Raw genomic sequence first — 13,475 nt, 5'->3', positions numbered from 1 at the left:
AGTCACAAGATCGCCGCGGGCGTGTACTTGGCCGCCTCCGGATAGCGCTCGACGAGTTTCTCGACCAGCGCTACGACCTCGTCCACTTGGTCCCCGGCGGCACCGACGAATGCCTTCCTGTCGGCCAGCGCGGCGTCCAGCGCGGCCCGGTCCAGCGGCAGCCGGGGGTCGGCGGCCAGTCGGTCCAGCAGGTCGGGCTCAGCGCCCCGTTCGCGCATGGCCAGCGCGGTGGCGACCGCATGCTCGCGGATCACGTGATGCGCGACTTCGCGTCCCACGCCCGCGCGCACCGCCGCGATCAACACCTTGGTGGTCGCCAGGAACGGTAGGTAGCGGTCCAGCTCGCGCTGGATCACCGCGGGATAGGCACCGAACTCGTCGAGCACCGTCAGGAACGTCTCGATCTGGCCGTCGATCGCAAAGAAGCTGTCCGGCAACGCAACCCGGCGCACCACCGAACAGAACACATCACCCTCGTTCCACTGCGCACCGGACAGCTCGGCGGCCATCGACGCGTAGCCGCGCAACACCACCTGTAGGCCGTTGACCCGTTCGCAGCTACGGGTGTTCATCTTGTGCGGCATCGCCGACGAGCCGACCTGTCCCTCGGCGAACCCCTCGGTGACCAACTCGTGGCCGGCCATCAGCCGGATGGTGTGCGCCAGCGACGACGGTCCGGCGCCCAACTGCACCAGCGCGGAGACCACGTCGTGGTCCAGCGAACGCGGATACACCTGCCCGACACTGTCGAAAACCGTTGAGAAGCCGAGGAATTCGGTGATCGAGCGTTCCAACTCGGACAGCTTGGCGCCATCCCCGTCGAGCAGGTCGAGCATGTCCTGGGAGGTGCCCATCGGGCCCTTGATGCCGCGCAACGGGTAACGGTCGATCAACTCGCGCAACCGGGTCAACGCGATCAGCGTCTCCTGCGCGGCCGAGGCGAACCGCTTGCCCAACGTGGTGGCCTGCGCGGCGACGTTGTGGCTGCGCCCGGCCATCACCAGGTCGCGATAGGTCACGGCGCGCTCGGCCAACCGCGCCACCACCGCGACCCCGTGCGCGAAGACCACTTCCAACGAGCGCCTGATCTGCAGTTGCTCCACGTTCTCGGTCAGGTCGCGGCTGGTCATTCCCTTGTGCACGTGCTCGTGACCGGCCAGTGCATTGAACTCCTCGATGCGGGCCTTGACGTCGTGCCGCAACACCCGCTCCCGTGCCGCGATCGAAGCCAGGTCCACATCGTCGAGCACCCGCTCGTAATCGGCGATCGCCTCGGCCGGCACCGGCACCCCGAGTTCGGCCTGCGCCCGGACCACGGCCAACCACAGCCGCCGTTCCGCAGTCACCTTGGCCTCGGGCGACCAGATCGCCACCATCTCGGCGCTGGCGTACCGCGCGGCCAGCACATTCGGAATGCTCACAGACAGCTAGCTTACGGTCGCGCGCGACTCCGTACGTTCGCTCGGGTCGCCGCACGTCGCTCTCAGCGGGCGGCGACCCGGAAGCTACATCGTCACGCCGTCGGTGGCCGCGGGCGCGCTGATGATCCGTATCTGTGGTTGATCGACTGGTGCGAGCACATCGATCAGATCGATCACCGTCGCCAACGCCGCCGCCCTCGGGTCACGGCCCTCGACCAGCGCCGACACCACCGAACCGTCGACCGCGCAGATCAGCGTGCACACGAGTTCGATCTGAACCGACCGGCCTGATCTTTCGATGGCCTCGGCGACCGCCTCCGCCCGTTGCCGCAGGCTGCGGCGCATGCTCTCCCGCAGAGCGGGCAGCCGGGTACAGGCGATGTGCCGTTCATATCGGGATATCAGTTGCTCGGCGAGTCCTGGTCCGGACACGTCCCCCACAAGCAGATCGACCAGCACCTCGGCGGTGGTCTCAGGCCCCCGACGCCGCCGCGACAGGCCGTTGACCCTGGCCCGCAGCTGCGCCACCTCGATCATCCCGATGTGTTCGACCGCGCGGGCGATCAAATCGTCGAGTGACGAGAAGTAATACGTGGTAGACGCCAAGGGCAGACCGGCCCGGCGGGCAACTGCCCGGTGCCGTACCGCTTCGAACCCGCCCTCGCCGAGCAGCTCGGCGGCAGCGCTCACCAGCGCGTACCGCCTACGTTCTCCTTTTGGAGTAACTGCTGCTGTCACGCCCACCCATGCTGCCAGTCAAAGTGGTACAGCATTGCCATTTTCGCCAAACGGACATGGCATGATGGCCCGCATGCCTGACATCAGTCGCCGCACCGTACTGGGCCTCGGTGCCAGCGCGGCATGCGGTGCGGTCGGCGCATATGCGCTCGACGTGCTGTTTGCGGCACGCACGTCCGACGCCGCCCCTATGCCCCGAACTGGCACAAACGTTCCATTGGCTCCGACACGGCCGCTGGATCCGGCACCCGCCGGACAGGTGGCGCCGACGATGGTGACCGGCTCGTTCAATTCGGCCGCGCGCGGCGGGATATCCACCAACTGGGCCATCGCGCGTCCGCCCGGCCAGACCAAGCCGCTTCGTCCCGTCATCGCGCTGCACGGCAAGGGCAACGACGCGGCCACCGTGATGGCCGGCGGCGTCGAGCAGGGTCTGGCCCAGGCCGTCAACGCGGGATTGCCGCCATTCGCGGTGGTCGCGGTCGACGGCGGCGGTGGCTATTGGCACAAGCGGGCCTCGGGTGAGGACGCCGGGGCGATGGTGTTGAGCGAGCTGCTTCCGCTGCTGGACGGCCAGGGTCTGGACACCTCGCGGGTGGCGTTTCTGGGGTGGTCCATGGGCGGCTACGGCGCTTTGTTGCTGGGCGGGCGGCTCGGCGCGGGCCGTACCGCGGCGATCTGCGCGGTGAGCCCGGCGCTGTGGACGTCGGCGGGGGCGGCGGCGCCCGGCGCGTTCGACGGGCCGGAGGACTACGCGGCCAACTCGGTCTGGGGGATGCCGGCGCTGGGGTCGATCCCGATCCGGATCGACTGCGGCGACAGCGATCCCTTCTACGGCGCGACCAAGCAGTTCATCGCCCAGCTGCCCAATCCGCCGGCGGGCGGGTTCTCCCCGGGTGGCCACAACGGCGGTTTCTGGAGCTCTCAGCTCCCGGCCGAACTCACCTGGCTGGCTCCGCTGCTCACCGCATAGTGCCGAGCTGGGGGCACCTCCCGCTTGCGGGGAGACGCAAAAGCTCCCTATTCCGGCCGGAAACGGGAGCTTTTGCGTCTTTTCGCGGACGTGCGACGATCCGGGCGTGAGCACATCGTTCGGTTGGGACTTCCCCTACGCCTGGCCACGCATGCCGATATTGGGCGCCAACGTGGTCTGTACGTCGCAACCCCTGGCCGCCCAGGCCGGACTGCGCATGCTCGCCGACGGCGGCAACGCCGTCGACGCGGCCATCGCCACCGCCGTCACGCTCACCGTCGTCGAACCAGTGTCCAACGGCATCGGAGCGGACGCCTTCGCCATCGTCTGGGACGGTAAAGAACTGCACGGCCTCAACGCCTCGGGCCGCTCGCCGGCGGCTTGGACACCGGAATACTTTGCCGGACAACCGGTTCCAGCGATGGGCTGGAACACCGTGACGGTGCCCGGTGCGGTGTCGGCCTGGGCCGGGTTGCACGCCGAGTTCGGCAAGCTGCCATTCGAGCGTCTCTTCGCACCTGCAATCGCCTATGGCCGCAACGGTTTTCCAGTGTCACCGACCGTGGCGTCGCAGTGGGCGGCTCAGGTCCCGGTGTTCGCAACCCAACCCGGATTCGCCCCCGCTTTCATGCCGAATGGACGAGCGCCCAGGCCGGGTGAAGTGGTCACGTTGCGCGATCACGCTGCCACGCTGGAAAAAATCGCCGCGACCAAGGGCGGTGTCTTCTATCGGGGGGAGCTGGCCGACCGGCTCGAAGCGCATTCGGCCACGCACGGCGGCGCGATGCTGGCCACCGATCTGGCCGCCCACCGCGCCGATTGGGTCGGCTTGATCGACGGGGACTACCGCGGGTACACGGTGCACGAGATACCTCCCAACGGCCAGGGCATCGTCGCGCTGATCGCGCTGGGCATCCTCGAACACTTCGACCTGTCGTCGTGGGCCGTCGATTCCGCCGACAGCGTGCATCTGCAGATCGAAGCGCTCAAGCTCGCCTTCGCCGACGCGCAGGCTCATCTCGCCGACATCGACCACATGACGGTGAGCCCGGGCCAGCTGTTGGACCGCCAATACCTCGAAGCCCGGGCTGCCCTGATCGATCCGGCTCGTGCCCTGCCGGCGTCGGCCGGGTCACCTCGGGGCGGCACCGTATATCTGACCGCCGCGGACGCCTCCGGCTTGATGGTGTCGATGATCCAGTCCAACTACATGGGCTTCGGATCCGGAGTAGTGGTGCCGGGCACCGGCATCGCACTGCAGAATCGCGGCTCCGGTTTCGCTGTGGCGCTGGGTCACCCCAACCGGGTCGGTCCGCGTAAGCGGCCCTATCACACCATCATTCCCGCGTTCGTGACCAAAGCCGGCTCGCCAGTGATGAGCTTCGGGGTCATGGGCGGGCCGATGCAGCCGCAAGGTCATGTCCAGGTGATGGTCCGCATCGCCGACTACGGACAGAATCCGCAGGCGGCCTGCGACGGCCCACGGTTCCGGTGGATCCAGGGACTGCAGGTCGCCTGCGAGAAAGGGTTCGCGCCGTCCACCCTCGACGAGTTGCGCCGGCGCGGACACGAGCTGCTGGTCGTCGACGACTACAACGCATTCGGCAGCTGCCAGGCGATCTGGCGACTGGACGAGGGCTATCTCGCCGTGAGCGATCCACGGCGGGACGGGCAAGCCGTCGCCTTCTGACTGGTAACCGAACTTTAAGTATTAGGTATGTTTTGGTTAACAGAAGGTAGCCAGACAGTGAACAGCGCTATACCCTGATCCGTGGGCCTGGTGCTGGAGGGTGCGCCGGGCGGTTACGAACGGTGCGGTGATTGGGTTGATTCAGGTAAGTCCCGGCATCGGGTTGAAGGTCGAAGAAGTGTTCGCCGGATACACGATTGTCCGGTTTCTGGGATCCGGCGGGATGGGCGAAGTCTATCTCGCTCAGCATCCGCGGCTGCCCCGCCTGGAGGCGCTCAAGGTACTGGGCAGCGACGTCTCGGCTGACGAGGACTATCGCCGGCGCTTCGTCCGGGAGGCAGACCTGGCGGCCGCCCTGTGGCATCCGAACATCGTGCGGGTCAACGACCGAGGCGAGTTCAACGGCCAACTCTGGCTGGCGATGGACTTCGTCGACGGAACCGACGCGGCGACCCTGGTCCGCGAGCACTATCCGGTGGGCATGCCCGCCGAGAAGGTGGCGCCGATCCTCACTGCTATCGCCACCGCACTCGACTACGCACATCAGCAGCACGACCTGATGCACCGCGATGTCAGCCCGGCGAACATCCTGCTCGCCGAGCCGGCAGACGGTGACCAACGAATCCTGTTGAGCGATTTCGGGATTGCCCGGGCGCTCGGCGACACCAGCGGCCTGACCGCGACCAACATGACGATCGGCACGCTGCCCTACGCCGCACCCGAACAGCTGACGGACGAAGAGATCGACGGGCGCGCCGATCAATACGCTCTGGCGGCGACCGTCTACCACTTGCTGACCGGATCACAGCTCTTCCCGCACACCAACCCGGCCGTCGTGATCGGGCGCCATCTGTCGGCCCCGCCTCCGCCACTGGCCGATACACACCCGATGCTCAGGGTGTTCGACCCGGTGCTGGCCGTGGCCCTCGCCAAGGACCCTGCCGACCGATTCGCCACCTGCACCGAATTCGCCGAGGCCTTCGAAGAGGCGGTCCGTTCCGGGCGGCACCCGGCAGCCTCGGCGACGACCATGCCCCGACCTCTCGCGGTCCGGCCGCCCAAGAGCGCCGGCTCCGTCGACGCCGACCAACGGCCACGACGCAAACGGTGGGGAACTTTCGCGGCCGCGGCCGCGGTTGTCGCGCTCACCGCCGTCGGCGCCAGCGGATACCCCGGCAGCAGCAAGACCACGGCGGCGGAGGGACCTGCGATGTCGGCGCCGCCGCAACCGATGGTGCAGAACGCGCCACCGATCGCACCGCAAGCGGCACCGATTCCGACTGCGGCGCCCGCCCCGGCTCCCGCGCCTGCGGCCGCCCCGGCTCCCGCGCCTGCGGCCTCCCCGGCCGCGCGAGCGCCCGAGGTTGCCCCGCGGGCGCCCGCGCCGACCCTGGCGACGCCCGCGCCCGCTGCGAAGGCCCCGACGCCGGTCGCGCAACCGGCAGCGCCTGCCCCGCAGCAACCGGCGCCCAGTCCCGACCAGGCCTACCTGAATCTGATGTCGGGGATTCCTGGTGTCACCGTCACCGACCCGTCGGTCGCGGTCGCCACCGGCCGTAACGCCTGCACGGTCCTGCAGAACGGCGCCAGCCCCAACGACGTCGCGAACGCGACCGTGAACGGCAACGAGGGAATCACGCCTTCGCAGGCCGCGGCGGGGGTAAACGCGGCAATCAGCGTGTACTGCCCGCAATATCAGCAGTAGGACGCTCAGACGCTGATCGCGCCTTCGGCGGCCCGCTGGCCGATGTCCGTCCGAAAGTGGCTGCCGGGCAACTTGATCGAACCGAGGATCTGGTACGCCTGCGCGCGGGCCTGTGACAGGTCGGCACCGGTGCCGACCACCGAGAGCACCCGGCCGCCGGACGACACGATCGCACCGTCGTCGCGACGTGCCGTTCCCGCATGCAGCACACCCTCCGCATCCGAGCCGACGACGACGTCCCCGACCCGGGGGCGACCGGGATAGTTCTCCGCGGCCAGCACCACCGTGACGGCCGCACCGTCCCGCCAACGCAGCTCACCGAAGTCGGACAGCTTTCCGCTGCCGGCGGCGTGGAGCAACTGTCCTAGCGGCGAATCCAGTAGTGCCAGCACCGCCTGGGTCTCCGGATCGCCGAAGCGACAGTTGAATTCGACGACCGCGGGACCGTTGGAAGTGATCGCCAGACCGGCATAGAGCAGTCCACTGAACGGGCTGCCACGCCGAACCATCTCGGCCGCAACGGGTTCGACGATCTGGTGGACGATTTCGCGGTAGACGGTGTCGGGCAGCCAGCCCAGCGGTGCATAGGCGCCCATGCCGCCAGTGTTTGGGCCGGTGTCGCCATCGCCGACCCGCTTGAAGTCCTGCGCGGGAAGCAGTGGCACCACGGTCGCACCGTCGACCACGCAGAACAGCGACACCTCGGGTCCGTCCAGGAAGGACTCCAACAAGACCGGATGCCCGGCCTCGAGCAAGGCGGCTGCGTGCGCGCGGGCGGTGTCGCGGTCCGAAGTCACCACCACACCTTTGCCGGCCGCCAACGAATCGTCCTTGACCACCCAGGCCGGGTCGCCGGAAGGCGGCCCGAATCGGTCCAGCGCGCCGTCCAAATGCGATGGATTGTCGACTATTTCACTCGACGCGGTACGCACCCCGGCCGCGGCCATCACATCTTTGGCGAATGCTTTGGAGCCCTCGATCAGGGCGGCACCTTTGCTAGGCCCGAAGCAGGCGATGCCGGCGGCGCGTACCGCGTCGGCCACACCGAGCACCAGAGGGACCTCGGGACCGATGACCACGAGGTCGGCGGCTACCTTGCGGGCCAGCGCGATCACCTCATCGCCGGAGGTGATGTCGACGGCGTGCTGCTCGGCCAGCCGGGCGGTGCCCGCGTTACCGGGCGCCACGATCAGGCCCGTCACCTCGGGATCTCTACTCAGCGCCAGCAATAGGGCATGTTCACGGGCACCGGAACCGATCACCAGGACTCGCACGACACGTCACACTAGCCGCAAGGCCCGCCCCTTGCGCGAGCAGACACAAAAGCCCCCATTTCGTGCCGAAATGAGGGGCTTTTGCGTCTGCTCGGCAACCGGCCGATCAATTGCGCACTAATCGCGCGTGTCCCCCCGATGCATCTTCACCGCGCTGTCGACATTGCCCTTCTTGTCCTCTTCACCACCCTCGGCCGCCGCCTTCCTGCGCTTCCGCACGACGGCGTCGACCGCACCGTTGAGCGCCGAACCCAGCGGGAACCCGAGATAGTGGGTGAGGAACAGCGCCATCTCCTTGAGTTCGGTCTCGGACAGCTCCTCGTTGAGCAGCGCGGCGTTGATCTGGATCTCAGCCAGATCGCGGCTGCCTACCGCGGTCACCGCCGTCAGCGTCATGATGCGCTTGTCGCGCATCGACAATCCCGGCCGGGTCCAGATGGAGCCGAAGAGATGATCGACGGTGAGGTCGAAGTACGCGTCGCCCTCGATGTTGGGCATCTCCCAGCCGTAGACCTCGTTCATCTTGTCCAGGCCCTTGCGGCGCAGCTCGTCCATCACGACTCCTTCGATGTGTGCGGCACGCCAAGGCTCGCGGCCAGTCGTTCGTAGGCGATTCGGGCCAGCGGGAGATCCACCGACACCGCCTCTCCCAATGCCAGCGCCAAGCTCAGGTCTTTCTCGCCGAGGCCCCGGGTGTGCAGGAAGGGCTGGTAGAGGAAATTGTCCGGCTCCAGGTCGTTCATGTCTTCGCGCACCATGATGGCCCCCGGCCCGCCGGTGAGCGCGTCGGTGTGGCGCACCACCCTGCCCAGAGCCTGCAGATCCAGCCCGGCTGCCTCGGCGAGCTTCATGGCCTCGCACGCCGCCGCATAGGAGGTGAACGTCAACATGTTGCGGGCCAACTTCATTCGCGTCCCTGCACCCGGCTCGCCGGCGTGGATGACCACCGACGCCCAATGTTTGAACGCCGGCTTGATCCGCTCGTAGACCTCGCGTTCGGCGCCCACCATCGTGGCCAGCTCGCCCTTGGCCGCGGCAGCCGCACCGCCGCTTACCGGCGCGTCGACGATATGGATGCCTTGGGGTTTGAGTTCAGCGGCCAACTCGGTGGCGGTGCTGTCGCTGATGGTCGAGTGAATCGCGATCACCGTGCCGGGCTTGGCCTTGCCGGCCAACTCGCCGACCACCTCACGCACCTGGGCGTCATTGAGCACGGTGATGTGGATGATGTCGGCGGCGGCGACGTCGGCGACGCTGTCGGCCAGGCCGGCACCCTTCTCGGCCAGCGGCGTCATCGCCTCGGTCCGGATGTCGTAAACCGTCACTCCGCCAGGCCATTCGGTCATCTTCGTGGCCATCGGCGCGCCCATGTTTCCCAGGCCGATGTAGCCGAGCTTGAGTTCGGTCATGGCCGGAAAATCTGTCCGCCGTCGACGTTGAAGATCTGCCCGGTGATCCAGGAAGCCTGGTCGCTCAGCAGGAACAGACACATCCCCACCAAGTCCTCGGGTGTGCCTATGCGGGACAGGGGAAGACCCTTCACGATGTCGTCGACGATCTCCTTGGGCGTGGAAGTCCGGCTGGCCTCGGTGTCGATGGGGCCCGGCGCGATTGCGTTGATCCGGATGTTCTGCCCGCCCAGTTCGCGCGAAAGTTGTTGAGTCAGACCGTTGATGCCGACCTTGGCCAGACCGTAGTAGTTCGCGTACAGGTACGCCGCGGTCGACGACTGGTTGACGATGGCCCCGCCACCGCGCTTGGCCATCTTCTTGTAGACCGCGCGGGTGCACCACAGCGCGCCGTCGAGGTTGACGCTCATGAACTTCCGGTAGTACTCGGGGTCCACCGTGAGCAGGAAGTCGATCTTCATGCCGCCGAAGATCGCGGCGTTGTTCACCAGGTAATCGATGCCACCCAGCTCGGCCAGCGTGCGGTCGGCCATCGCCTTGGCCGACGCCGGGTCCGACACGTCCACCGGGACGCTGATGGCGGTGCCGCCGTCGGCGACGATCTGCTTGGCCACTCCCTCGGCCGCGTCGGCGTTGATGTCAGCCACCACCACCGCCGCACCCTCGCGAGCCAGCGCCTCGGCGTAGGCCTGACCGATGCCGCCACCGGACCCGGTGACGATAGCTACCTTGTTGTCGAACTGTCCCACCCAGATCTCCTCTAATTCGCTGCTGTCGCAATGAGTTTGGTTTCCAGGTACTCCTCGAAACCGGCCAGGCCCATCTCACGGCCGTTGCCGGACTGCTTGTACCCGCCGAACGGCGCGTCCGCGGAGTACCAGACACCGCCGTTGACGTTGATGGTTCCTGCCCTGATCCTCGACGCGACATGAGCGGCCCGCTCGGGGTCGGCACCGTACACGGTGCCGGACAGCCCGTAGGGCGAGTCGTTGGCGATGCGCACCGCGTCGTCGTCGCCGTCGTGGGCGATCACGGTGAGCACCGGCCCGAAGATCTCCTCCCGCGACACACGGGCATCATTGCCCAGACCCGCGATCACGGTCGGTGAGATGAAGAAGCCGACATCCCGGCCTTCGGGACGGCCGCCACCGCACGCGAACGTGCCGCCCTCGGCGACCGCCGAATCCAGATAGCTCTGCACCCGGTCCCGCTGCCGGGCCGAAATCAGCGGCCCGCAAATCGTTTTCGGGTTGGTGGGATCGCCGGCCCGGATGCCGCCCATCGTTGCCGCCGCGATGGCGACCGCCTCGTCGTAACGGGCCCGGGGCACCACCAGGCGGGTGGTGATCGCACAACCCTGCCCGGCATGCATGCACACCGAGAAACCGGCAACCCCGGCGGCCGCCCCCAGGTCGGCGTCGTCGAGCACTACGAAAGCCGACTTGCCACCCAGCTCCAGAAAGACCTTTTTGATCGTCATCGCACCGTCGCTCATCACGCTGCGGCCGGTGGCGGTGGAGCCGGTGAACGAAATCATGTCCACCCGTGGGTCTTTGGCCAACAACGCCCCCACACTGTGGTCGCTGGAGGTGACGATGTTCACCACACCGGGCGGAAAATCGGTGTGTTCGGCGATGAGCTCCCCCAAAACCGCTGCGCACCAAGGTGTATCGGGCGCAGGCTTGAGGACGACGGTGTTGCCCGCGGCCAGGGCGGGACCTAGTTTCGCGAGGTTGATCTGGTGCGGAAAGTTCCACGGCGTGATGGCGCCGACGACACCGACGGCCTCCCGGGCGACGGTGCGCTTGGTGGGGATGCCCATCGGCGCGGCCTGACCGAGGTCCTGGTTCCACTCGTAGGACTCGGCGGTGTCCGCGGCGAACGCCAGGTCGTTGACCGGCCCCTCGAGCTGGGCCATCGAGGTCAGCATGCGCGGCGCGCCGACTTCGGAGATCGTGATCTCGCGCAGTTCTTCGATGTGCTGCTGCATGGCTTCCCGCAGCTGGCGAACGCAACGCACCCGCAACTCGGTGTTGCGCGACCAGTCGGTGTCGTCGAAAGCCCGGCGCGCGGCTTCGATCGCGCGACCCATGTCCTGAGCGTCGGCGTCGGCCGCGAGACCCAACACCTCCTCGGTGGCCGGGTTGACGGTCGGGAAGGTGCCCGCGCCGCCCTCCGATAACTTGCCGTCGATGAACAGTGCGCTAACGCCGTCGGCCAACAGGGCCATCTGCCACTCCCGAGAATCATCTTCAATGGACAGCTGTCCGATATCTTCGCATCGCACCATAGCCCCACGGTCCGCGGCGGTGCAAGACCCGATCCCGCAGGTCAGCTCGCAGTACTCGAACACGTCGGCCTGACATGCGGGTTTGGCCACGGGGCTTGCTTAGGGTCGCGATCATCCTCTAGTTTGGACATGTGTCCAGCGATGCACTGGTTTCGGACGCAGCCCAGGCCCAGCACCCGGCCGGGAGAATGCCGCGGAACCGCCGTCAGGAAGAGACGTTCCGCAAGGTGCTGGCCGCCGGCATGGCCACGATGCGGGAGAACTCCTACGCCGACCTGACGGTGCGTATGGTGGCCGCCCGGGCCAAGGTGGCGCCGGCCACCGCCTACACCTACTTCTCGTCGAAAAACCACCTGATCGCCGAGGTTTACCTGGATCTGGTGCGCAAGGTCCCCTACTTCACCGACGTCAACGACCCGATGCGCGCGCGGGTGGATCAGGCGCTGCGCCATCTGGCGCTGGTGGTCGCCGACGAACCCGAGGTCGGAGCCGCGTGCACGGCCGCCTTGCTCAGCGGCGGCACCGATCCCGCGGTACGCGCAGCCCGCGACCGGATCGGCGCGGAGATCCACCGCCGTATCGCGTCGGCCATCGGGCCGGGCGCCGAAGCCGGAACCGTGGCCGCGCTGCAGATGGCGTTCTTCGGCGCGCTGGTGCAGGCCGGCAGCGGCGAATTCACCTACCACGAGATCGCCGACCGACTGGCCGGCGTCGTGAACCTCATTCTCGCCGGAGCCGAAAAAGGCGGTGCAACATGACAACCCAGGTCGGTGATTCCGAGTTGGTGCTGGATCCTTACGATTACGACTTCCACGAGGACCCGTACCCGTATTACCAGCGGTTGCGCGACCACGCGCCGCTCTACCACAACGAAGAACTCGGCTTCTGGGCCCTGTCGCGGCACAGCGACGTGCACCAGGGTTTCCGCAACAGCACCACGCTGTCCAATCGCGACGGCGTCGCGCTGGATCCCATCTCCCGCGGGCCGCACGCGTCCAAGACGATGTCCTTCCTGGCCATGGACGACCCCGCGCACCTGCGGCTGCGGACCTTGGTGTCAAAAGGCTTCACCCCGCGCCGGATTCGCGAACTCGAGCCCCGCGTCACCGAGCTGGCCGTGCAGCACCTCGACGTCATGCTGGAGAAGGCCGGGTCCGGCACCGTCGACTACGTCGCCGAGTTCGCGGGCAAGCTGCCGATGGACGTGATCTCGGAGCTGATGGGGGTGCCGGAGCCCGACCGGGACCGCATCCGGGCCATGGCAGACGGCGTCATGCACCGCGAGGACGGCGTCAACGACGTTCCGGCGTCTGCGATCGAGGCCTCGATCAACCTGATCGTCTACTACCAGGAGATGATCGCCGAGCGTCGCAAGAAGCTGACCGACGATCTCACCTCGGCGCTGCTGGAAGCCGAGATCGACGGTGACCGGCTCACCGACGAGGAAGTCCTCGGCTTCATGTTCCTGATGGTGATCGCCGGCAACGAGACCACCACCAAACTCCTTGCCAACGCGGCATTCTGGGGGCACAAATGCCCAGACCAGCTGACCCCGGTGTATGCCGATCTGTCCCGCATCCCGTTGTGGGTCGAGGAAACCCTGCGCTACGACACCTCCAGCCAGATCCTGGCGCGCGTGGTCTCCGGACCGCTGGAGCTCTACGGCACCACCGTCCCGGAGAACGATGTGCTGCTGTTGCTGCCCGGCTCGGCGCACCGCGACGAGCGGGTGTTCGACAACCCCGACGACTACCTGATCGGTCGCGAGATCGGCTCCAAGCTACTGAGTTTCGGCAGCGGTGCCCACTTCTGCCTGGGCGCGCACCTGGCCCGGATGGAAGCCCGGGTGGCACTCACCGAGCTGTTCAAGCGAATCCGCGGGTACGAAGTGGACGAAGCCAACGCCGTCCGCGTCCACTCCAGCAATGTCCGCGGGTTCGCCCACCTACCGATGACTCTTCAAACTCACTGAAGG

The 13,475-nt window shown here is 67.3% G+C and carries 12 protein-coding genes; 5 read left to right on the top strand and 7 right to left on the bottom strand.

Annotation, left to right across the window (positions count from 1 at the left end):
• Positions 1 to 2 precede the first annotated feature (2 nt).
• A complete protein-coding gene (purB, locus tag AC5Y46_RS03435) occupies positions 3 to 1,421 on the bottom strand; it encodes an adenylosuccinate lyase (protein WP_499943580.1) in 1,419 nt (472 codons plus the stop codon).
• A gap of 84 nt (positions 1,422 to 1,505) precedes the next feature.
• Positions 1,506 to 2,165 (bottom strand): TetR/AcrR family transcriptional regulator, encoded by a 660-nt coding sequence (locus AC5Y46_RS03430; protein WP_499943581.1) that lies wholly within the window; start codon positions 2,163 to 2,165, stop codon positions 1,506 to 1,508.
• Between the two features lie 55 nt (positions 2,166 to 2,220).
• On the opposite strand from AC5Y46_RS03430, the gene AC5Y46_RS03425 reads away from it, so the two are divergent.
• From AC5Y46_RS03425 to AC5Y46_RS03415, 3 genes are all read left to right on the top strand, one after another.
• Positions 2,221 to 3,132 (top strand): alpha/beta hydrolase-fold protein, encoded by a 912-nt coding sequence (locus AC5Y46_RS03425; RefSeq protein ID WP_499943582.1) that lies wholly within the window; start codon positions 2,221 to 2,223, stop codon positions 3,130 to 3,132.
• Between the two features lie 106 nt (positions 3,133 to 3,238).
• On the top strand, positions 3,239 to 4,822 hold the full coding sequence (locus tag AC5Y46_RS03420) for a gamma-glutamyltransferase family protein (RefSeq protein ID WP_499943583.1): 1,584 nt from the start codon (positions 3,239 to 3,241) through the stop codon (positions 4,820 to 4,822).
• Between the two features lie 127 nt (positions 4,823 to 4,949).
• The gene (locus AC5Y46_RS03415; RefSeq protein WP_499990114.1) at positions 4,950 to 6,527 is read left to right on the top strand and encodes a serine/threonine-protein kinase; all 1,578 of its coding nucleotides are present in this window, start codon (positions 4,950 to 4,952) and stop codon (positions 6,525 to 6,527) included.
• 5 nt (positions 6,528 to 6,532) lie between these two features.
• Here AC5Y46_RS03415 and purD read toward each other — a convergent pair whose 3' ends face one another.
• The 5 genes from purD to AC5Y46_RS03390 form a co-directional block, all read right to left on the bottom strand.
• The gene (purD, locus tag AC5Y46_RS03410; protein WP_499943584.1) at positions 6,533 to 7,801 is read right to left on the bottom strand and encodes a phosphoribosylamine--glycine ligase; all 1,269 of its coding nucleotides are present in this window, start codon (positions 7,799 to 7,801) and stop codon (positions 6,533 to 6,535) included.
• Positions 7,802 to 7,918: 117 nt separating this feature from the next.
• Complete coding sequence (locus AC5Y46_RS03405) at positions 7,919 to 8,356, bottom strand: carboxymuconolactone decarboxylase family protein (RefSeq protein WP_499943585.1); 438 nt, start codon at positions 8,354 to 8,356, stop codon at positions 7,919 to 7,921.
• Positions 8,356 to 9,210, bottom strand: a complete 855-nt coding sequence (locus tag AC5Y46_RS03400; RefSeq protein WP_499943586.1) for an NAD(P)-dependent oxidoreductase — start codon at positions 9,208 to 9,210, stop codon at positions 8,356 to 8,358. The genes AC5Y46_RS03405 and AC5Y46_RS03400 overlap by 1 nt, the downstream gene beginning before the upstream one ends.
• A complete protein-coding gene (locus AC5Y46_RS03395) occupies positions 9,207 to 9,959 on the bottom strand; it encodes an SDR family oxidoreductase (protein ID WP_499943587.1) in 753 nt (250 codons plus the stop codon). Before AC5Y46_RS03395 ends, AC5Y46_RS03400 begins: the two co-directional genes overlap by 4 nt.
• An 11-nt stretch (positions 9,960 to 9,970) precedes the next feature.
• Positions 9,971 to 11,440: an aldehyde dehydrogenase gene (locus AC5Y46_RS03390; protein WP_499943588.1), complete on the bottom strand. Its 1,470-nt coding sequence runs from the start codon at positions 11,438 to 11,440 to the stop codon at positions 9,971 to 9,973.
• A gap of 191 nt (positions 11,441 to 11,631) precedes the next feature.
• Between AC5Y46_RS03390 and AC5Y46_RS03385 the strand changes: the two genes are divergently transcribed.
• Together AC5Y46_RS03385 and AC5Y46_RS03380 are read left to right on the top strand one after the other, a co-directional pair.
• The gene (locus AC5Y46_RS03385; RefSeq protein WP_499943589.1) at positions 11,632 to 12,258 is read left to right on the top strand and encodes a TetR/AcrR family transcriptional regulator; all 627 of its coding nucleotides are present in this window, start codon (positions 11,632 to 11,634) and stop codon (positions 12,256 to 12,258) included.
• A complete protein-coding gene (locus AC5Y46_RS03380) occupies positions 12,255 to 13,472 on the top strand; it encodes a cytochrome P450 (protein WP_499943590.1) in 1,218 nt (405 codons plus the stop codon). Before AC5Y46_RS03385 ends, AC5Y46_RS03380 begins: the two co-directional genes overlap by 4 nt.
• The last annotated feature ends 3 nt before the right edge of the window (positions 13,473 to 13,475 follow it).

This window comes from Mycobacterium sp. NGS59, from assembly GCF_059812345.1.
Note: the sequence above shows the minus strand (reverse complement) of the source record. Positions and strands in the feature narration are given on the sequence as shown.

What these genes read in the sequence shown, in the direction of transcription:
- AC5Y46_RS03400 (WP_499943586.1), bottom strand. Translation starts at nt 9,210, where the DNA reads ATGACCGAACTCAAGCTCGGCTACATCGGCCTGGGAAACATGGGCGCG.
- AC5Y46_RS03425 (WP_499943582.1), top strand. Translation starts at nt 2,221, where the DNA reads ATGATGGCCCGCATGCCTGACATCAGTCGCCGCACCGTACTGGGCCTC.
- AC5Y46_RS03405 (WP_499943585.1), bottom strand. Translation starts at nt 8,356, where the DNA reads ATGGACGAGCTGCGCCGCAAGGGCCTGGACAAGATGAACGAGGTCTAC.
- AC5Y46_RS03390 (WP_499943588.1), bottom strand. Translation starts at nt 11,440, where the DNA reads ATGGCCCTGTTGGCCGACGGCGTTAGCGCACTGTTCATCGACGGCAAG.
- AC5Y46_RS03380 (WP_499943590.1), top strand. Translation starts at nt 12,255, where the DNA reads ATGACAACCCAGGTCGGTGATTCCGAGTTGGTGCTGGATCCTTACGAT.